This is a genomic window from Paenibacillus sp. 203 (assembly GCF_037027525.1).
Taxonomy (GTDB): Bacteria; Bacillota; Bacilli; order Paenibacillales; family Paenibacillaceae; genus Paenibacillus; species Paenibacillus polymyxa_B.
Genome location: NZ_JAXCHD010000009.1, coordinates 51,329 through 71,745, shown reverse-complemented (window position 1 = coordinate 71,745; position 20,417 = coordinate 51,329). Strand labels below are relative to the sequence as shown.

19 protein-coding genes are annotated in these 20,417 nt (G+C 48.3%); 4 read left to right on the top strand and 15 right to left on the bottom strand.

Annotation, left to right across the window (positions count from 1 at the left end; all coding sequences use genetic code 11):
- Positions 1-193: 193 nt before the first annotated feature.
- On the bottom strand, positions 194-1,600 hold the full coding sequence (locus WA407_RS20100) for a DNA-binding protein (protein ID WP_254350656.1): 1,407 nt from the start codon (positions 1,598-1,600) through the stop codon (positions 194-196).
- Between the two features lie 246 nt (positions 1,601-1,846).
- Positions 1,847-3,757, bottom strand: a complete 1,911-nt coding sequence (locus WA407_RS20095) for a bifunctional 2',3'-cyclic-nucleotide 2'-phosphodiesterase/3'-nucleotidase (protein WP_336078231.1) — start codon at positions 3,755-3,757, stop codon at positions 1,847-1,849.
- Between the two features lie 257 nt (positions 3,758-4,014).
- Here WA407_RS20095 and WA407_RS20090 point away from each other — a divergent pair, with 257 nt between their 5' ends.
- The 4 genes from WA407_RS20090 to phnE (WA407_RS20075) all read left to right on the top strand — a co-directional run bounded on the left by WA407_RS20090 (position 4,015) and on the right by phnE (WA407_RS20075) (position 7,532).
- Entirely contained in the window at positions 4,015-4,983 is a 969-nt protein-coding gene (locus tag WA407_RS20090; protein ID WP_025722520.1) for a phosphate/phosphite/phosphonate ABC transporter substrate-binding protein, read from the top strand.
- Between the two features lie 133 nt (positions 4,984-5,116).
- Positions 5,117-5,887 (top strand): phosphonate ABC transporter ATP-binding protein, encoded by a 771-nt coding sequence (gene phnC / locus WA407_RS20085; RefSeq protein ID WP_336078230.1) that lies wholly within the window; start codon positions 5,117-5,119, stop codon positions 5,885-5,887.
- Positions 5,884-6,738 (top strand): phosphonate ABC transporter, permease protein PhnE, encoded by an 855-nt coding sequence (phnE, locus tag WA407_RS20080; protein WP_336078229.1) that lies wholly within the window; start codon positions 5,884-5,886, stop codon positions 6,736-6,738. The genes phnC and phnE (WA407_RS20080) overlap by 4 nt, the downstream gene beginning before the upstream one ends.
- Positions 6,735-7,532: a phosphonate ABC transporter, permease protein PhnE gene (gene phnE / locus WA407_RS20075; RefSeq protein WP_336078228.1), complete on the top strand. Its 798-nt coding sequence runs from the start codon at positions 6,735-6,737 to the stop codon at positions 7,530-7,532. Before phnE (WA407_RS20080) ends, phnE (WA407_RS20075) begins: the two co-directional genes overlap by 4 nt.
- A gap of 95 nt (positions 7,533-7,627) precedes the next feature.
- On the opposite strand, the gene WA407_RS20070 is transcribed toward phnE (WA407_RS20075), so the two are convergent.
- From WA407_RS20070 to deoC, 13 genes are all read right to left on the bottom strand, one after another.
- Entirely contained in the window at positions 7,628-8,758 is a 1,131-nt protein-coding gene (locus WA407_RS20070) for an aminotransferase class V-fold PLP-dependent enzyme (RefSeq protein WP_336078227.1), read from the bottom strand.
- A 162-nt stretch (positions 8,759-8,920) separates the two neighbouring features.
- Positions 8,921-9,796 carry a sulfate ABC transporter permease subunit CysW gene (gene cysW / locus WA407_RS20065; protein WP_336078226.1) on the bottom strand — a complete coding sequence of 292 codons (876 nt, stop codon included), beginning with the start codon at positions 9,794-9,796 and terminating at the stop codon, positions 8,921-8,923.
- 92 nt (positions 9,797-9,888) lie between these two features.
- On the bottom strand, positions 9,889-10,722 hold the full coding sequence (cysT, locus tag WA407_RS20060; RefSeq protein WP_235306376.1) for a sulfate ABC transporter permease subunit CysT: 834 nt from the start codon (positions 10,720-10,722) through the stop codon (positions 9,889-9,891).
- Positions 10,723-10,800: 78 nt separating this feature from the next.
- Positions 10,801-11,865, bottom strand: coding sequence for a sulfate ABC transporter substrate-binding protein (locus WA407_RS20055; RefSeq protein ID WP_250260385.1), 1,065 nt, complete (start codon positions 11,863-11,865; stop codon positions 10,801-10,803).
- Positions 11,866-12,219: 354 nt separating this feature from the next.
- Entirely contained in the window at positions 12,220-12,903 is a 684-nt protein-coding gene (locus WA407_RS20050; protein ID WP_336078225.1) for a hypothetical protein, read from the bottom strand.
- A gap of 218 nt (positions 12,904-13,121) precedes the next feature.
- Complete coding sequence (locus WA407_RS20045) at positions 13,122-13,514, bottom strand: hypothetical protein (protein WP_336078224.1); 393 nt, start codon at positions 13,512-13,514, stop codon at positions 13,122-13,124.
- A gap of 28 nt (positions 13,515-13,542) precedes the next feature.
- A complete protein-coding gene (locus tag WA407_RS20040; RefSeq protein WP_336078223.1) occupies positions 13,543-14,592 on the bottom strand; it encodes a leucine-rich repeat domain-containing protein in 1,050 nt (349 codons plus the stop codon).
- 131 nt (positions 14,593-14,723) lie between these two features.
- Entirely contained in the window at positions 14,724-16,025 is a 1,302-nt protein-coding gene (locus tag WA407_RS20035) for a pyrimidine-nucleoside phosphorylase (RefSeq protein WP_235306381.1), read from the bottom strand.
- A 32-nt stretch (positions 16,026-16,057) separates the two neighbouring features.
- A complete protein-coding gene (gene deoD / locus WA407_RS20030) occupies positions 16,058-16,765 on the bottom strand; it encodes a purine-nucleoside phosphorylase (protein ID WP_013312036.1) in 708 nt (235 codons plus the stop codon).
- An 88-nt stretch (positions 16,766-16,853) separates the two neighbouring features.
- The gene (gene deoB / locus WA407_RS20025) at positions 16,854-18,038 is read right to left on the bottom strand and encodes a phosphopentomutase (protein WP_190298005.1); all 1,185 of its coding nucleotides are present in this window, start codon (positions 18,036-18,038) and stop codon (positions 16,854-16,856) included.
- A 29-nt stretch (positions 18,039-18,067) separates the two neighbouring features.
- Positions 18,068-19,246 carry a NupC/NupG family nucleoside CNT transporter gene (locus tag WA407_RS20020; RefSeq protein WP_254329471.1) on the bottom strand — a complete coding sequence of 393 codons (1,179 nt, stop codon included), beginning with the start codon at positions 19,244-19,246 and terminating at the stop codon, positions 18,068-18,070.
- 75 nt (positions 19,247-19,321) lie between these two features.
- On the bottom strand, positions 19,322-19,717 hold the full coding sequence (locus WA407_RS20015) for a cytidine deaminase (protein WP_029519322.1): 396 nt from the start codon (positions 19,715-19,717) through the stop codon (positions 19,322-19,324).
- A gap of 30 nt (positions 19,718-19,747) precedes the next feature.
- Positions 19,748-20,410: a deoxyribose-phosphate aldolase gene (gene deoC, locus WA407_RS20010; RefSeq protein WP_134903747.1), complete on the bottom strand. Its 663-nt coding sequence runs from the start codon at positions 20,408-20,410 to the stop codon at positions 19,748-19,750.
- Positions 20,411-20,417: the final 7 nt, after the last annotated feature.

Here is a 20,417-nt window from a genome sequence, read left to right as displayed (position 1 = left end):
ACATGCTCTCCTTCACTTTCTGTGCTGCATTTATCCTAATCCCGCTTGCGAAACTTGTCAACGCGCAAAACGGTCCTCTCTATGCTAAAAGTCACAAGCGACAGCAGCAGCTAAAAAACGAGAACATCCCCTTTTGAAACAGGAACATCCTCGCAATAACGTGTTATATGAAGAATTCGAATGAAATTTGGAATTATAAATATCCACCGGTACTGTGATCATAGGCATGATTCTTTTCATTTGCACGTACGCCCAGACACAGACTCTGATAAAGCTGCTGCTGTTCCGGTGTAGCAAAATTTCGATGCTGCTCAAATAAAGCCATACAACCAATGATATGTTCGGTATAGCTATTATCAACAGACAGTTGCAAGCAATGCAGTATTTGTCCCACTCCCTCGGGGTAATCGCCTTTTCGGAAATAATATTCCGCATACACCTTACAAAAGGATGCAAAGCGAAATGCATTAAAGTGCTTGCGATAATGAGTGTCCCATCGTTCCGGTGCAAGCTCCCAGAAGCTCTTGAGTTGCTGACTAAACAGTCCCAGTTCGGCATCCACGAAATAACCGAACCGGTTCGCCGATTCGAGCAAGGTGTTCAAGCCTTCCAGTGTCTCATCCGGATGCTCACGCAGGTAAGTAATATATTCATAGATTGCAGAAGTGTTGCCCATTTTAATTTCAATACAAAGTCGGTTGCCCTGTGCATATACACGATGTAGGTTGACCACTTTCCAGCCTTCTTCGTCTAAACCCTCAAACCAGCTCAAATCTGCATAACCCTCAATCCATTGCTTGGATTCCTCATATCTGCCCTGAAACTCATAGCAGCTGGCCTTGAGCAGATGCCCCTGAGCATAGTAATAAACGAGCGGTTTAAGCAGCTCCAGGTGCTCATCTCCAAAACGGTTCCGATTGCGATACAATGCCTGCGCCAGCTCTCTTAGTTCGTCCGCATACATTTCCATCTCGGACCATTGCATTTTTAAAGCAAACACTTGAGATAGCATATGTAAGCCTTCCAGTGCGTAAATTTCCGGTAGACGACTACGGTACAAATGGAATTGTACAGCAGCCTTCAAGTTCCGTTGGTTATCCTTAATCTGAATCTGGAATATACGGAAATAGCTGATCGCCAACCGTTCAGAGTGGGTATACTTCTCACTCTCGATGACACAATCATACAGAAGCATGGAAGCTTCATGTCTGCCATCCTCAAACATCGCTTCTGCGGTCTCAAAAATAGCAGGAACATTCGATAAATCGTCCATCAAATAGCCAAGTACACTGCGTATACACTCCAGCTTATTCAACTCTGAGCAACGCAGGAGAAACGGACGCAACCTCCTCCAGTGTGGTAAGGAATGAATAAAACATTCATCCACATACATCTCGAACAAAGATCCTTCTTCCAATCCCATGGCCTCTGTAATCAGATCAAGCTGATTGACTGAGATAGGCCGTGGCGGGTTCCGATTAAGTATACCGCTAAGTGTACCCGGATTTACCTTTGAAGCATCTGCAAAACATTGCATTGAAATGCCTTCACTTTGAATATACTTTTCTATTTCTGCGCGGATCGTGGTGTTTTTTTCCAAAGGGACACCCCCTCAAACGAATGATGGTGACTTTTTCATTACCTTTTAAACCAAAATTTGTTTAATCAAAGTATATGTCTATTTATACGAGAGGTCAATAACTTTAAACACGACTCAGGACATATAAAATCACGAATTTTGTACGATTTTAAAACTGTTTTATGAAAAAAGACCGTCCTCTGCGGGACAGTCTATTTCTATTATTTTGATGCTGTGGACTTATAGGACAAAAACTAGTTAGCAGTTCTACCGTGAACGTCCGAAATCGATGGCAAACTTAGCGTATCCCTCTAGCGTTAACCCTTCATAAAGCAACTCCGAATAGGCATTAGCGGCATCCGTAGCTTGCGGCGAGGTCAGGAACGTCACATGCGGACGCCCTGACCATGGGGCGAGGGACCAATGGCCGTCAGCTTTTGGCGTCAACGTCTCCATATGCCGCACGTATTCGGTCAGCACATGACGGTTCTCATCCGGTGAAGCAAGTATAATTCGCTCTCCACCCGGATTGACCAGCGCAGAGGAAAACGCACGATAGTTATTCGTAACAATCAGATAATTTCGCTGCATATCCATCGGTTCGCCATCAAAAGACATCTGAATGATTCTGTGTGCATCTGGGTCCTTTAGGCCCCCGTCAGCATCATATCTGGCTGGCTGTGTTACATCAATTTGATACCTGATGCCGTCGATGATATCGAAATTAAAGCTTGGAAAATCAGAATTAATCAGCTCTTGCTCTTGTTCTGCTGAAGGATCAATTTGCCGGAATTGTCCAGCAGACCACTCCAGCCATTCCCGGATTTCCGTTCCACTCAGTCGGACGACATGCAGCGTATTCGGAAAATTGTACAGATCAGCGATATGCTTGATCGCCAACGTCCCCGCCGGAATATGGGTATAGTATGATGGGCCATATCTGCCGCCTGTTTTAAAAGGAGCTGCTGCCGACAGAACGGGCAATCCTTCGTACTCGCTCCCTTGCATCTGCTGCTTCACATACCACATTTGCGCATCATTCACCAGCTGAACCGAAGCATCATCCATCACCTGAGCAAAAAAGCTGTTCACCGCCACCGTCGTCTGACCTACAGGTGCACGAATATACTCCAATGTTCCGGCGTGCTCTTCTGCTACCGCCAGCTGAATGGCAGTATCCGGTTGTACCAGCGCCTCCTTGCGTATCGGATCATACACCGGGCGTACCTCGGCAGCAGATGCAGCCACTTGCCACTTCCCTCCACTAAAGGTCAGCTCCAGATCAATGATACCCAGATGATCCCCCCAAAAGCCCGGCTCCACTGCTGGGATATCGTGGATGGTACCTCGCTCTACATCAACACCTGTTTTCCCTATAAACGAAGGTCCGGGAAATACTTTATGTGCATGACCAAACACAATGGCATCGATCCCTTCCACCCTGCTCAGATGCAGCACCGCATTTTCCATATCAAGCGTTTCGGGAATATCCTCTAAGCCTGCATGGGGCATGGCAATGATCAGATCGGCTCCCGCCGCCTTCATTTGTGGAATAAAGCGTCTTGCCGTTTCCAGCATATCTTTGACAATGATTTTTCCCTCCAGCCACGCCTTGTCCCATTGCATAATTTGCGGAGGGACAAAGCCGATGACCCCCACCTTCAACAGATGCTTACCGCCTGCTTCATCCTCTACCGCCTTATCCAGCAATAGATAAGGTGTAAAGTAATTTCGTTCTTGTTCTCCTGCTATATAAATGTTGGCATTCACATAAGGAAATTGCGCTCCTTGAAGGCAAGTCTGCAAGTATTCCAGTCCATAGTTAAATTCATGATTCCCGATATTACCTGCCTCATATCCAAGCAGATTCATGGCTTTATAGGCGGGATGCACCGCGCTTGAGTCCTGTTGGATTCGCTGTACAGCATAATCTCCCATTGGATTCCCCTGAATCACATCTCCGTTATCCAGCAGCAGGTGATTGGGCACCTCCGCCCGGGCTATTTGAATCAAGCTGGCTGTTTGCGCCAGACCGTAATGCAGCGTTTCCTGATCCGTATAATAATCGTAATTCCACAAACTGACATGCAAATCGGTTGTAACCATAATGCGAAATTTCACTCTCACAAGACTTACATTGTCTTGGTCTGCCTTTTCGTTAATATCCAAAATATCCAATCTTGTTCTCTCCCTCAGCTTCGGTCATAGAGCTTGAACAAGTCTAACAGAGCACTGTTAAGAGAATGTTAAAATAAACATTTCGCATAAATCCAGAAAACGGTTTTTACCATACGATAAATTTTACATCATTTTTACCAAAGTCAGGAGTGGTTTTAACCCTAGCTGTGGGACTAGCTGTTAAGATTTGGTTTGTCACAGCATTTACAGGTTTTTAATTTTATTTTCGTTATTACTATGTTTAGGGGGAAATTATTTTGTTCAAAAAAGCACTGACCTTGTGCATGACCTTCACACTGGCAGCGGGCCTAGCCGCTTGTGGCTCCAATGCAAGCAATAACAACAGCGCGTCCACTCCGGGTACAGATGGCTCTAAAAACGAAAGCACAGCCTATGTTCCTAAGGAGTTAAAGGTACAGTTCGTTCCTTCTCAAAATGCAGATACGCTCGAAGCCAAAGCCAAACCGCTCGAAAATCTACTCGGTGACAAGCTTGGAATCCCGGTGAAAGTAACGGTATCTCCTGACTACAATACAATTGTGGAAGCCATGTCTTCCAAGCAGGTAGATGTAGGATTCCTTCCGCCGAATGCTTATGTACTGGCCCACGATAACCGTAAAGCAGCCGATTTGCTGTTGCAAGCTCAACGCTACGGCATTGAAGATGCTACAGGCAAGGACACGACTGAAAAAGTAAACTTTTATAAAGCAATGATCGTGGTGAAAAAGGATTCTCCGATTCAAAGCCTAGCTGATCTGAAAGGCAAGAAGGTTGGCTGGCAAAATGTAACCTCCTCCGCAGGCTACGTGTACCCCGCAGCAGAGCTGAAAAAAGCTGGCGTGGACCCGGACACGGATGTGCAGGGTGTGACAATCAAAGGCCACGATGCTGCTATTCTGGCGTTGCTGAACGGTCAAGTTGATGCGGTAGCTGTTTTCCAGGATGCACGTAACACGGTGAAGAAGGAAATCCCGGATGTATTTGAAAAAACTCGCGTCATTCATTACACAGCTAAAATTCCAAATGACACCGTCAGCGTACGTTCTGATATGGATCAAGCGTGGAGAGACAAGATCAGCCAAGCCTTTATTGACATTGCCAAAGACCCTGCAGGCGGCGAGATCATTAAAGAAATTTACACCCATGTAGGTTATGAAAAGGGCGACGATAAAAACTTCGACTCCGTGCGTGAATACGCCGAAGCCGTTGGCCAAGCGGTTAAGTAATCGGAGCAAACAAGGTACTGTAATGAAGTAACAGCTACGAAACAGGCTTTACGAATGACAGGGCAGCACCGTCCATGTATTCATGGCGGTGTTGTTTTCATTCCACCCCATCGGGGGAGAAAGTTGGGAGCATATGATCGAATTCCGTAACGTATCGAAAACATACCCGAACGGCACCAAAGGGTTGGACCATATTAATTTGACGATTCAGGAGGGAGAAATGGTCGTCATCGTCGGCTTATCCGGTGCAGGTAAGTCTACCCTGCTGCGTTCCATTAACCGACTGCATGACATTACGTCCGGCGACATTGTCGTGGGTGGCAGGTCCGTCACGTCTGCTGGAGGCAGCGAGTTGCGGCGCATTCGCCGTGATATCGGCATGATCTTTCAAAGCTTCAATCTGGTTAAGCGTTCGACAGTGCTCCGCAATGTACTTTCCGGCCGCGTCGGCTATCATTCGACGCTGCGGACCATTCTCGGTCTCTTCCCGAAGGAGGATATCGAACTGGCACTAACAGCGCTGGAGCGCGTGAACATCCGCGAAAAAGCTTACAGCCGGGCAGATGAACTGTCCGGTGGCCAACAGCAACGCGTATCCATCGCCCGCGCCCTGGCGCAGGAGGCTAAAATCATTCTGGCGGACGAGCCTGTCGCATCACTGGACCCGTTGACCACCCGCCAGGTCATGGATGACCTCCAGCGCATCAACCGTGAAATGCAGATTACGACCATCGTCAATCTGCATTTCATTGATCTCGCGCGCGAATATGCAACGCGGATCATCGGATTGCGCGCCGGGGAAGTGGTCTTTGACGGCACACCGGAGGAGGCTACGGATGAGGCCTTTGCGGAGATCTACGGCCGGGCCATCAAGCATGATGAGCTGCTGGGAGTGGGATCATGAAGCCCGACTCTATTGCCCAGCCGCTCTCTTCGGCGCAACCGTCACCGCATGCTGGACCGCCACAGCCAAGCAAGCCGCCCGCTGGGCCACCTTTGCCAGGACGTTACAAGCGTTATGCCACCTGGATGATTTTTATCGTGGTGCTGGTAGCCTGCTCCATTCATACGGATGCCACACCTTACCAGTTGATCGTCGGCTTGCCGGAGATGGGCAAATTGTTGGGCGAAATGTTTCCACCCGACTGGAGCTACCTGCCTACCATCTGGAAACCGATGCTGGAAACGATCCAGATCGCCATTGTTGGCACGACACTGGGAGCCATATTGGCGATCCCTGTCGCGTTGCTGTGTGCCTATAATGTGATGCCGCGCAAACTGATTTCGCTGCCAATGCGCACGATCCTGAACCTAGTACGGACGATTCCTGATTTGCTGTTTGCCTCAATCTTTGTGGCGGTGTTCGGCATCGGGCCGTTTGCAGGGATGCTCGCCCTGCTCTTCTTCTCCTTTGGCATCATAGCCAAGCTGACCTTTGAGGCGATTGAAGCCATTGATCCCGGGCCGCTGGAAGCCATGACCGCTGTTGGCGCGAGCCGAATTCAAGTCATCGCCTTTGGTGTGGTTCCGCAGGCTCTTCCTTATTTTGTGTCGTACTTACTGTATACCTTTGAGGTTAATGTGCGCGCGGCTTCCGTTCTGGGCCTGGTCGGGGCTGGCGGTATCGGTCTGTTGCTTGACCGTTCTCTGGGGCTGTTCCGATATGATCGGGCAAGCATCATTATTCTACTGACCCTCGTCATCGTCCTTGCGATTGATTACGGCAGTAACCTGCTACGGAGGAAATTATTATGAATGATCCTACGCTTCGCAGACCTATTGGCTCCCGCCTACGCCTATGGGCGATAGCTATTCTGCTAATCATCATTTATATTTGGGCTTTTCGCGGGATGCAGTTTGAAGGATTACAGGGAACGGCTAAAAGTGTCTCTGTCGCTATATTGGACGGCTTCCTTCATCCCGACTGGTCGTTCGTCTACATCCCTGAGGGAGAGGATTTACTGCGCGGGTTGCTGGATACGCTGGTCATTTCAGTGCTCGGAACCTTCGTGTCCGCATTTATCTGCCTTCCGTTCGCCTTTTGGGCGTCCAGCAATATGACCCGTCTACGTCCCTTATCGGGTAGCGGGAAATTTGTGCTTAGTGTCATCCGGGTTTTTCCAGAAATGATCGTCGCCATCCTATTTATCAAAGCCGTTGGCCCCGGTTCGTTTGCGGGTGTGCTTGCCCTCGGCATTCATTCCATCGGCATGCTAGCGAAGCTTTTCTCGGAAACGATCGAAAGTGTCGATCACGGGCCTCAAGAGGCTTTGATCGCGTGCGGTGCCAACCGTTGGCAGGTGATATTCTTCGCTGTGCTACCGCAGGTGATTCCACAGTTTCTTTCGTATTCGCTTTACCGTTTTGAAATTAATATCCGTTCTGCTACCACGCTCGGTCTGGTCGGTGCAGGTGGTATCGGTACTCCGCTACTGTTTGCACTCCAAATGCGCAACTGGAACCGTGTAGGCGTTATCTTGCTCGGCATTGTGGTCCTGATCATTTTGACGGATCTGATTTCCGGCTGGCTGCGCAAACGGATCGTATAATTAGAATTCTAAACGTCCAAACGTCCAAAAAGCCTCTCCTGTGTAAAAAGGGGTGTTATACTCCCATTCACTCGGAAGAGGCTTTTGCCGTTCGTTCAACATCGCCCTGCCAGTTCATCTATGACCCGTCGGACTTCCTCAGCCGTATTGTAAAAATGCGGAGCCACACGGATAACATCCTTTCGTGCTGAAACGATCATATTTTGGCTTCTCAAATTCCTTTCCACAGCCGACACGTCGGCTACTTCAACAGCGAGCAGGCTTGGTAATGTGCCTCCCCTGTAAGGTACACGTATGTGTAACCCTTTGCGCCGTCCATATTCAACGGAAAAATCCACCAACTCACTCATATAAGCCTGAATACTCGTGACTCCAATCTCCAGCAGAAGCTTTAAGGCCGCATTGGCAGCAAAAATGCTAATGAAAGAAGGCAATCCCGTCTCAAAGCGTCGGGCTCCCGCCGCCGGAACCGGGTGAGCAATATCATACCGGGAAGCGGGCTCCTGCCCAAGCCAGCCTGTAAGACGGGGCTTGAAGCGGTCTATTCGGTCCTTGCTTACATAAAGAAAAGCCACGCCCGGAATTCCAAGCATATATTTGCGTGCTCCCGCGACCAAAATATCTACGCCCATTGCCTTTACATCCACTGGAACGATCCCTGCAGACTGATAAGCATCCACAAACAGCAACGCCTGATTTCGGTGAGCTATGTCTGCAATGGATTTTAAATCCTGCTGAAATCCGTTGGTATAGTTCACTTGTGACACCATAACGAGCGCAGTTTTCTCCGTAACATGCTCCTCATACTGCTCTATCGTCACTTCTCCCTCGATGGAGGGAATACAGCAGATGTGATTCCGGAACATCTCCTGTGCCTGCCAGATGTGTCCCACCGTCGGAAAGTCGGTGTCCGCATACACAATGCCTTCTTTTCCCGGTACATAAGGAAGGGCTGTGGCCACCCCGGCAATCGCCTCAGAGGCTGAGGACAGGACCGCAATTTCGTCAGGCTCCGCCCCAATGAGCTTGGCAAAATGCCCTCTAGCCTCCTCCAAACGTGCCATAGACAGATCGCCGTTATGACCGTGTTGCAGCAAACTTCGATGATATTCCTCAATGGCAGCGGAAACTGGCCTTGATACGGCCCCCTGGGAACAGCTCCCTACATGGATATGTGAGGACAGCACTGGAAACAGCTGACGGTAGGACTGAAACGGATGTTTCATTTTTCCCTTCGCTCCTCCTGGGCACACTAACGTGCCTTGATATGATCATTTTATTATCCATATAAGCCACCTTAGAACAAGGGCCTCTCTTCCCATCTTCTCGCCGTTAACAGACGATAGACGCAAAGAGAGGCCCTGAGGGATCATATACAAAATCATAAATTAATGCACGCGTTTGCGTCCAAACCAGCTTTTAAGCACCAAAGTAGCCAGAGCTAGTAACAATAACAACGAGGCCACCGCAAAAGATGCCGAGAATTGATATTCGTTATACAAAATTTCTACATGCAGCGGCAGTGTATTCGTCTCTCCCCGGATATGTCCAGAGACGACGGACACTGCACCGAACTCACCCATGGCTCGCGCATTACACAAAATGATGCCATACAGCAGACCCCACTTGATATTCGGCAGCGTCACTTTCCAGAAAATGCGCCAGCCGCGCGCGCCCAGCGTGACCGCCGCTTCTTCCTCCTGCTGTCCCTGATCTTCCATCATTGGAATGAGTTCTCGCGCCACAAATGGAAAGGTGATGAACAGCGTCGCTAAAATAATACCAGGCAGAGCAAATATAATTTTAATATCATGCTCGTCCAACCACGGTCCAAGCCAGCCCTGTGCGCCGAACACTAATACATACATCAGCCCTCCGACGACAGGAGAGATGGCAAAGGGTAAATCAATCAAGGTGACCAGCAAGCCTTTGCCGCGAAATTGAAATTTCGTGATCAGCCAAGCGGCAGCTACACCAAATACCGTATTCAGCGGTACCGTTATCGCTGCCACCAGCAGCGTCAACCGCAATGCAGACATGGCATCTGGGTCCCGTAACGCTTCGACGTAGACGCCCCATCCTTGCTTGAGCGCTTCGGTAAGCACGACGATTAGCGGCAATACCAGCACCCAGAGCAAAGCTAAAAAAGCAGCACCAATCAGCGTCCACTTCACCCAAGCGGCCTCGGTCGTGACCCTGTTGGGCGGTGCGGATGAAGGCACTGGTGCAGAAGCAAGCTCCTGCCCAGTTATTGCTTGTGACATGGTGTATCCCTCCTTAGAATGCGGGTATCATGCGCAGCCCTGCATGTTAACGTTAGATGATTACATTAGACAGTTGCGTTTAGGCAGTTACGTTAAACTGCACGGCGCCGTGACCAGCGCTGAATGCTGTTAATCACGAGTAACAGCACGAATGAAATCACCAACAGCATCAATGCTACCGCCGTAGCTCCTGCATAGTCATTTTGCTCTAGCTTGGACATGATGAGCAATGGAGCAATTTCCGTTTTCATCGGCATATTGCCAGAGATGAAGACGACAGAACCGTACTCGCCAATACCACGGGCAAAGGCGAGCGCAAAACCCGTCAGCAGCGGTGGCACCAGCTCCGGCACAATAACGCTGCAGAAGATACGCCATCTGCCAGCTCCCAGCGTAGCAGCGACCTCCTCCTCATCCTTATCCAGCTCCTCCAAAACCGGCTGAACTGTCCGTACGACGAACGGAATGCCAATAAACATCAATGCTAGCGTAATTCCCGTCTGTGAGTATGCCAGCCTCCATCCAAGCGGTTCAAACAATGAACCGATCCAGCCGTTCTGCGCATACAGAGCAGTCAAAGCAACCCCCGCTACGGCAGTAGGCAAAGCAAAGGGCAGATCAATCACCGCATCAAAAATTCGTTTCCCCGGAAACTCATAACGCACCAGCACCCAGGCTATCAATAAACCGAGAAACAGGTCGATCAGCGCCGCAGCCGCGGCACACAAAAAGCTTACCTTGTAGGAAGCCAGCACCCTGACATCAGTCGCCACGTCCCAAAATTTTTCCCACGTCAGTCCAGTTGAATTCAGAAGCAGTGCCGATAAAGGCACCAGCACCACCAGACTGAGATACAGCACACTATAACCCATTGTTAACCCGAACCCGGGAAGTACGCGTTTTCGGGTGGCTTGCACTTGACTCATGCTCTGTTCATCCCTCTCTGAATCCATTCACTATGACACTCGCGGCTACCGATCAATCGCCTACACAGTCCACCTATTTTATGAACTGCCGGGTACATAAATCTGGTCAAAAATCCCTTTGTCGCTGAAATGCTTCTGCTGCGTCTCCTTCCATGTCCCGAATACATCCTTCAAGGTTACGAGCTCCAAATTAGGAAATTGATCCTTGAACTTTGCCGTCACACTCTCCAGTGTTGGGCGATAATAATTTTCGGCAGCAATGGTCTGCCCTTCTTCACTGTATAAATATTTCAGGTACGCGTCCGCCACCTCGCGTGTACCTTTTTTATCTACCACCTTATCGACTACTGCTACCGGAGGTTCAGCCAATATACTGATCGATGGATACACGATATCGAATTTATCCGCACCCAGCTCCTTCACGGAGAGCAATGCTTCATTTTCCCATGCAATCAGCACATCGCCAATTCCACGCTCTACGAAAGTCGTTGTCGCTCCACGTGCTCCGCTATCCAGTACCGGCACATGCTTATACAGGTCCTGTACAAACTGCTGGGCTTTAGCTTCATCGTTATTGTTCTTCTTGAGCGCATAGGCCCAGGCTGCAAGATAGTTCCAACGTGCCCCGCCCGAAGTTTTAGGATTCGGTGTAATAACTTGCACATCGCCACGGATTAAATCGTCCCAGTCCTTGATCCCTTTCGGGTTCCCTTTGCGCACCAGTAACACGATGGTTGAAGTGTACGGGGCGCTGTTATGCTCATATTTACTTTGCCACCCCTCTTTAACAAGTCCTTTTTCCTGTAGCGCATCAATATCGTAGCCCAGGGCCAGAGTTACCACGTCCGCATCCAGCCCGTCCTGCACAGAACGACTTTGCTTGCCAGATCCTCCATGAGATTGCTTGATCGTAACCTTCTGTCCTTTCTCCTTCTCCCAATGGGCGGCAAACGCTTTATTATATGCCTCATACAGCTCACGGGTCGGATCATAAGAAACATTGAGCAACTCCACTTCCTTGGAACCGGCAGCAGAACTACCATCCGCCTGCGTCCCTCCCTTGCTTGCCCCGCAAGCGCTCAGCATAATCGTTAAAACCAAAGATAGTCCGAGAATAAGTCCACTTTTCCATTGCCTTTTCATCAAGACACCCCGCATTCTATGTAATTTGTATTCATTTACGCCTGTTATTTACAGACATAATCAAAAAAAGAGCGGAGAATTCCCTGATGCAGCTCTGATAGGTCAAACCTGTCGCGTGGACAGTGTCTGCCTGCTGTTCCTAGAGGTTCTCCGCCAAAATGGCGAGATCATACTTTAATTCTTTAATTCCTACCTGTTTAATGAGTTATATGGATATAATACGAGAGTTTAGGAGTGATGTCAAACCTTTTTTTGGTATGTATCATCTGTACTTTTCTTTCTTTAAAGGGGGGCAGTCAGAAACATGATATATGTTTCCGACCGTTTAGAGGTCATTTACACACGGAGGACGACTTAGTTGGCAACCGTTTCAAGATTAATCGAAAAGACTCCAAAAAGCTTCGGATTGTCCGTAGCTCTTCTCAACCACAGTTCACCCGAACCCACCATGACTCCCTGATAATTAACAAACAAATCATCTGTCTTTTGATTCACCAGCGCCTCGCGAATTGCGTCCGTAAAAATCTGATCATACTTGGCCATAAAATCTTTCTTATTCGGAATCGTTAGCGACTTTTCACTATCATTAACACGCAGAGGGTACAAAATATAATCGGCCACTTTCTCCTTGTCATTGTCGGCAACTGCCTTCTGCAGCGCTTTGAACATGTTCAAAAACGCTTTAGGATCTTGAATACCTGCTACCTCAAATGGATTTTGCGATGGATTGGAGACTGCCGGAGAAGAAGATGTATCCGATGAAGCAGCTGGAGCCGAAGGAGCTGACTTTTGTGCATCCGTACCGCTGTTTTCTGCACTCTCGCTCTCTTTCGCTGCTTTGTCACTTTGGGCTGAACCGCTACGATTACCACCGGCTCCGTTCTCGATCACACTTGTACTACTTCCAGTATCAATGGTTTCAGCATTCTTATCCTGACCACAGCCAGTAAGTGCTACAAAAGTAAGTGTAAGTAAAATGGCTGTGAGTGACAGCCTCCGTGACATCTTTTGACTACCGAATTCATGGTTTTTGGGCACAACGGGTCATCCTTTCTGCTTTCTGCTCTGACCTATTCTGTTCATTAAGTCTTCAACCGTTCTATTGTAACATAAGTAGACTAATGACCGCATGTCGCACCCTTTCTGGAAGGAGATTACAGTGTAATATATGCGAAGGTTTTAACGTTTCCTTGCGATCCATCGTCCGTACTTACTTTCAAAATCATCTCTTTCAAGGAGTCATTTGCAGCTTCGTCCTACCCCTCTGGCTTTACAAACAGCAGATCGTGGCGTTCTCCCGGCTGCAACGTTTGGCTGGAAAACCCGCTCGTTGACCCTTGCAAGTCTAATCCATTCGCACTATTGAGCTTGTATTGTACGGGTTGCTTGCCTGTATTCTTGATACTGATATACAACTTGCGCCCCTCTTCAAATCTAAAGCTCGTTTGTCCTTGTCCTCCAAATTGCATCTCCTGGTCATGTACAACGCGTTTCGCTGCACTTCCTTGCTTACTCTGCATACTAAGCGGAACAGTCGAATGACTCTGATTTACTTCTGTAATAGTTGATGTAGGAACGCTCATATTAGCAAAAGTGGCATAACCCACAATTGCCCCTGCAAACCCCATCCAAACCCATTTCTCCATCATTTGATTCCCTCCTTTTCTTATCTATCCTTCAGTCCTCACCGTGATTGCACAGATGGAACGGCTTATCTTCTATAAGGAAGCGATCCAGCCAAGTCATTTTATATATAAAGTCGGGTGCCGATTCGATGAATCCGTTCACAATGTCCAAAGAGCGTAGATTGTTCAAGTTTTGTATTTCAGGAGGCAACGTACGGATTCCGCTATACTGGATATCCAGATACTCCAGTTGTTGCAGCTCTCCAATTTCAGGAGGCAAATGCCGGAATGCCAGCTCCTCTTTGGGTATTACTTTGACATCTGGTGCCGGGCGATCATAGCATCCACAGCTGATCCTCAGGCTTTTGAGCCGGGTCAGCTTGGCAATATCAGCCGGTAGCTCTTCCAAATCCGCTACTTGTATCGTCAGTGACTCCAACGATTCCAATTCGAACAAAGCATGCGGTAGTGTTCGTATATCCTGCTCGAAAATGGTCAGATGCTTCAGAGAATGCAGTTCTCTAATCCGTTCCGGTATCTCCCTCAAGCCAAACGACATAAGCTCCACTCGATCCGGTTGATGCCGAATAGCATCGCCCAGAAAAACATCTATATTCTGATGATATTCAGGTTTGTGAATAAACACACCGGGAATAAGCTTCTCCAATTCATCCGCTTCTTCTGTAGCCATGTTTAGTCTACCTATTCGTTCGTGAGCTATGTTAATGATCCAATCCTCTCCATCCGCATTCTGGAAGCACAAATCTTCAGGCAATTGGGGATGTACCCAGGAAAACAGACTGGACGCCGCTTGCTTTAATAGTCCCCCTGCCTCAGGCGCACATTGGTATCGGTAAAATGTTCCTTGTGTGTAGGCAATGGAATGCATGCCCCTAATTTCCTCATATGAGTGTGTGGACAGCATAAAAGGATTCAATTGCTGTAACAATTCCTTGAACAGGACATCCTGGTCGATCACTCCATTCTCATCCTCTGTCGCCCATTTATGTATGCCTAGCATAAACGTGTCTGCCCGTTCCATAGCATAATCAATCAGTCTTTCATAGGCTGCTCCCCGAACATCGCTGTATAATCTGAACATGTCTCTCCCCCTCTGTGCCCTCCGCCTTACAATAAAAAAAGCCGAACTCATATCTATTATGAGTCCAGCTGTCATATTTTTCAAACTTGATCAGAGACACCCAATACGACTTATTGAATAGGGCTTACCGCTTACTCTGTCACTGTTCCATAGATCAGCACTGGTGCTTCCGCATGATCCGCAATACGGATGTTCGCGTAGATTTTCTCCAGCACTTGGGCTACATCTTCACGGTTCGCATGGATGGTAACCAGTGAATCGCCTTTTTGAACAGCATCCCCGACCTTTTTGTTCAGCATCAAGCCGACAGCCAGATCAATCTCGGATTCTTTGGTCGCACGTCCTGCTCCAAGCAACATCGCAGCCGTACCGATTTCGTCAGCCACGATTTCAGCTACCACACCATCCTGCTTCGCAGGCACCTCAATAAGGTACTGTGCTTGTGGCAAGCGTTCAGGATGATCCACCACAGAAGCGTCGCCGCCCTGATTCGCAATAAACTCTTTGAATTTCTCCAGTGCTTTGCCATTGCGAATGACTTCTTTGAGCTTTTCTTCGGCGTTTTCAAGGGATTCTGCTTTCCCTGCCAAAAATACCATCTGACTGCCCAAAGTCATACACAGCTCTTCCAGATCTTTCGGTCCTTGGCCGCGTAGCGTATCAATCGCTTCTTTTACTTCCAGCGAGTTACCGATGGCCACACCCAGCGGTTGACTCATATCGGAAATGACTGCCATCGTTTTGCGACCCACATTGTTACCGATGCTCACCATGGCATGTGCCAGTGCTTTGGCATCATCTACGGTTTTCATAAATGCGCCTGCACCTGTTTTTACATCGAGCACGATGGCATCGGAGCCGGCAGCGATTTTCTTACTCATAATCGAGCTGGCAATCAGCGGAATCGAGTTGACCGTCGCCGTAACGTCACGCAAGGCATACAGCTTTTTGTCCGCAGGTGTCAGGTTGCCGCTTTGTCCGATGACCGCAATTTTGCTGCGATTCACCAGATCCACGAATTCGTCCTTGCTAATCTCGACGTGGAAGCCTGCAATAGCCTCCAGCTTGTCGATTGTTCCTCCGGTATGTCCGAGGCCGCGGCCTGACATTTTGGCTACCGGAATGTCCAAGGCCGCTACGAGCGGAGCCAGTACCAGCGTTGTTGTATCCCCCACACCGCCAGTGGAATGCTTATCGACCTTTACACCTTCAATCGCGGACAGATCAATGGTATCACCCGAATGAACCATCGCCATCGTCAGATCAGCGCGTTCGCGTTCAGTCATATCTTTGAAGAAAATGGACATCGCCAATGCACTGACTTGATAATCAGGAATTTCACCCTGAGTGTAGCCTTGGATAATAAAATTAATTTCCTCCGTACTCAGTTCTTTTCCGTCACGTTTTTTCTCAATCAAGTCTACCATTCTCATATGTCATTTCTCCTCACTGTGCGTATGATCGTTTACAGAGATACTGCTGTATCCAGTGCAACTTCCATCATTTCTTTAAAGGTCGTTTGCCGTTCTTCCGCCGTCGTTTCTTCACCTGTCAGCAAATGATCGCTTACCGTCAGAATCGTCAGTGCGTTTACGCCAAACTTGGCTGCCAACGTGTATAAAGCCGAAGTTTCCATCTCTACGCCCAGCACGCCGTATTCCATCAGCTTTTGTACCACTGATTTGTCATCACGGTAGAAGCTGTCTGAGCTGAATACATTACCGACATGCATGTTCAGGCCTTTGGCAACACCACGATCATAAGCGCCCTTCAATAGATCGAAGCTGGCAATCGGCGAGTAGTCGTAGCCGCCAAAGATATGGCGGTTCATACCGGAATCCGTACAGGATGCTTGTGCCAAAATGACGTCACGAACGTGCACATGCTCCTTCATTCCGCCGCATGTACCTACGCGGAACAGGTTTTTCACACCGTATTCGCTAATCAGTTCGTTGACATAAATACTGATGGAAGGCAGCCCCATCCCAGTTCCCTGCACAGATAGGCGTTTGCCTTGGTACGTACCCGTGAATCCGAGCATTCCGCGAACCTCGTTGTAACAGGTCACGTCCTCCAGATACGTTTCAGCAATAAATTTTGCCCGTAGCGGGTCTCCTGGCAGCAAAATCGTTTCTGCAATTTCTCCGGGTTTGGCTCCAATGTGTACACTCATGTTTTTTATTCCTCCGTCCCATTTGTCCATGCTTGTATCGTTATTTATATCGTTACTAGTAATCTCGCTTACTCTTGCTGGTCCTTGATTACTGAAGCTCTGCCAAAAAGCTCGTTCCGTGTTCAGGCAGTTTTACACCAAAGTTATCTGCTACAGTCGCTCCAATATCAGCAAAGGTTTTACGAACCGCAAGCTCCTTGCCCCCAGCTGTAAAACGCGGGGAATATGCCAGCAAAGGTACGTATTCGCGGGTGTGATCCGTTCCCCGATACGTCGGGTCATTCCCATGATCTGCAGTAATGATCAGCAGATCGTCATCGGTCATTTTGGCAAAAACTTCTGGCAAACGCGCATCGTAATCGTCCAAAGCTTGACCATATCCCTGCGGATCACGACGGTGACCGTATACAGCGTCAAAGTCCACCAAATTCAGAAAGCTTAATCCGGTGAAATTCTCATCGAGCGTAGCCACCAGCTTATCCATGCCGTCCATATTAGACACCGTACGCACCGCCTTCGTCACACCCTCACCGTCATAAATGTCGGAGATTTTACCTAAGGCGATCACATCCAGGCCTGCATCCTTCAGCTCGTTCATGGTGGTGCGACCAAACGGCTTGAGCGCATAATCATGTCGATTGGAGGTACGGGAGAAGTTCCCTGCCTCGCCTACGAACGGACGTGCAATAATGCGACCCAGCATGTACGGATCTTCCAGCGTGATTTTACGGCAGAACTCGCAAATCTCATAGAGTTCCTTCAAAGGTACAACTTCCTCGTGCGCCGCAATTTGCAGCACAGAGTCCGCCGAGGTATAAATGATGAGCGCTCCAGTTTTCACGTGTTCTTCGCCCAGTTCATCAATGATTTCCGTTCCGCTCGCAGGCTTATTGCCAATAACTTTGCGACCTGTGTGCTCCTCAATGCGTTGAATCAGCTCATCTGGAAACCCATCGGGAAATACACGAAAAGGAACAGCAATATTCAATCCCATGATTTCCCAATGCCCCGTCATTGTATCCTTACCATTGGATGCTTCCTGCATTTTAGTGTAATACGCGAGCGGCTTGTCGGCCGCTGCTACTCCTTCTATGGAACGAATATTGGACAGACCGAGCTTACCCATATTCGGCATCTTCAGGCCACCGCGTTCGCGGGCAATATGACCGAGCGTATCTACATCGTAATCATCAAACTGGGCAGCATCCGGCGCTTCGCCGATACCAACCGAGTCCATAACCACCAAGTGAATCCGTTTGAATTTAGACATCATAAAAATCCTTTCCTGATTCGCTGTTTTTTTTACAAAAACAACCCTGCAATCGTTGCCGACAGCACGCTAACCAGCGTTGCCCCGTACAACAGCTTCAGACCAAAGCGGGCCACCACATTTCCCTGTTTTTCATGCAACCCCTTCACCGCCCCAGAAATGATACCGATGGATGAGAAGTTAGCAAAGGATACGAGGAATACCGATACGATCCCGACCGTGCGCTCCGACAAGCCTGTTTGCTTGGTCAGATCCAGCATGGCCACGAATTCGTTGGATACGAGTTTGGTAGCCATAATGCTGCCCGCCTGAACGGCTTCGTTCCACGGAATACCCATGACAAAAGCGAAAGGCGCAAACACATATCCAAGCAACGCCTGAAAGCTGATTCCAAACAACCAGGAGAAAATCCCGTTAACCATGGCAATCAGCGCCACAAAACCGATCAGCATTGCAGCTACCGTAATAGCAACCTTGAAACCGTCCATAATATATTCCCCGAGCATTTCGAAGAAGGACTGCTTCTCTTCCTCCTGAACCTCCAGTAAATCGTCTTCCTTCTCAATCTTGTACGGATTAATAATGGAAGCGATAATAAAACCGCCGAACAGGTTCAATACCAAAGCTGTGACCACATATTTGGGATTTAACATTTGCATGTAAGCTCCCACAATCGACATGGACACTGTAGACATCGCAGACGCACACAGCGTATACAACCGATGTTTTGGCAGCAGACCAATTTGCTTCTTAACGGAAATAAACACCTCGGATTGACCCAAGATAGCCGAAGCTACAGCGTTGTAGGATTCCAGTTTACCCATTCCGTTTACTTTGCTCAAGACAAGCCCGATATATTTAATAATAAAAGGTAACACTTTTACATATTGCAAGATACCAATCAGTGCGGATATGAACACGATTGGCAGCAGTACACCGATAAAGAACGGTGCTGCTCCTTCATTCGCAATTCCGCCAAAAACGAAGTTAATCCCTTCAGTTGCATATGCCAAAAGACTCTTAAAACCTTCTGCAAAGCCTTTGACCAAAAATTCGCCAATTCCTGTATGCAGTAATACGAAAGCAAGCGCTGCTTGCAGAACAACCATAACTATCAGCGGACGATACCTGATTTTACGCTTGTCACTGCTGGCAACGTAAGTAAGTGCAAATACAACGAGCAGTCCCACCAGAGCGATTACATATTTCATTTAATTTCCCCCTCATTACATTAAGCGCTTACATTCCCTATAAAAAGAATGCGCTCCAAAGAGGCATTCTTTTTTTTATTTGCCCAGATCCGCAGGTCGAAAAGCACCCGGCAGTAATTGATCCACCGTCCACTCTTCCGTGTTGCCATGAAGGTTTGTCAGATAAATTTTGGTATCTTGATGAGCAAATTCGGAAATAACCTGACGGCATGCCCCACATGGAGACACAGGCCCTTCCGTATCAGCTACAACCGCAATCGAATCAATTTTACGGCAGCCTTCGGATACCATTTTAAAAATCGCTGTCCGCTCTGCACAATTGCATAAGCCGTAGGAGGCATTTTCCACATTACATCCGTGATAAATCGTGCCATCGCTTCCGAGAACCGCAGCACCCACCTGAAAATTCGAATACGGAACGTATGCCTGTTTACGCGCCTCAAGCGCTTTCTGAATCAATTGATCCTTCATCGCGAATCCCTCCATGACTTTAAAATAAACTTAGTAGGAAGATGTAGACTGCTCGCCCTCGATGATCTTCACACCGGAACTTGCACCGATCCGACTTGCGCCAGCTTCTACTAATTTTTGCACGTCTTCCAGACTGCGTACACCACCTGAAGCCTTAACACCAATCTCAGGTCCTACCGTTTTGCGCATCAAAGCCACATCTTCCGCAGTAGCACCACCTGTTGAGAAGCCTGTCGAGGTTTTCACAAAATTCGCTCCTGCTTTGACGGACAGTTCACATGCCAGTACCTTCTCTTCGTCTGTCAACAAACAAGTTTCGATAATCACTTTTACCAGTGTACCGGCAGCTGCCTCGACGACCGCACGGATGTCCTGCTCGACGAGCTGTACATCACGTGCCTTCAAAGCGCCTATGTTAATAACCATATCAATTTCAGTCGCGCCGTTAGCAATAGCATCTTTCGTTTCAAATGCTTTCGTTGCCGACGTGCTCGCTCCCAGCGGGAAACCGATAACTGTACAGATGGCTACACCTGTGCCTGCGAGCTGTTCTGCTGCATAAGCTACCCATGCCGGGTTCACACATACAGAAGCAAACTGATATTTTTTGGCCTCGGCAGTCAATTTCGTAATTTCATCCTTCGTCGCATCTGCACGCAACAATGTATGGTCGATTAATGCTGCAATGTTCATATCTAAA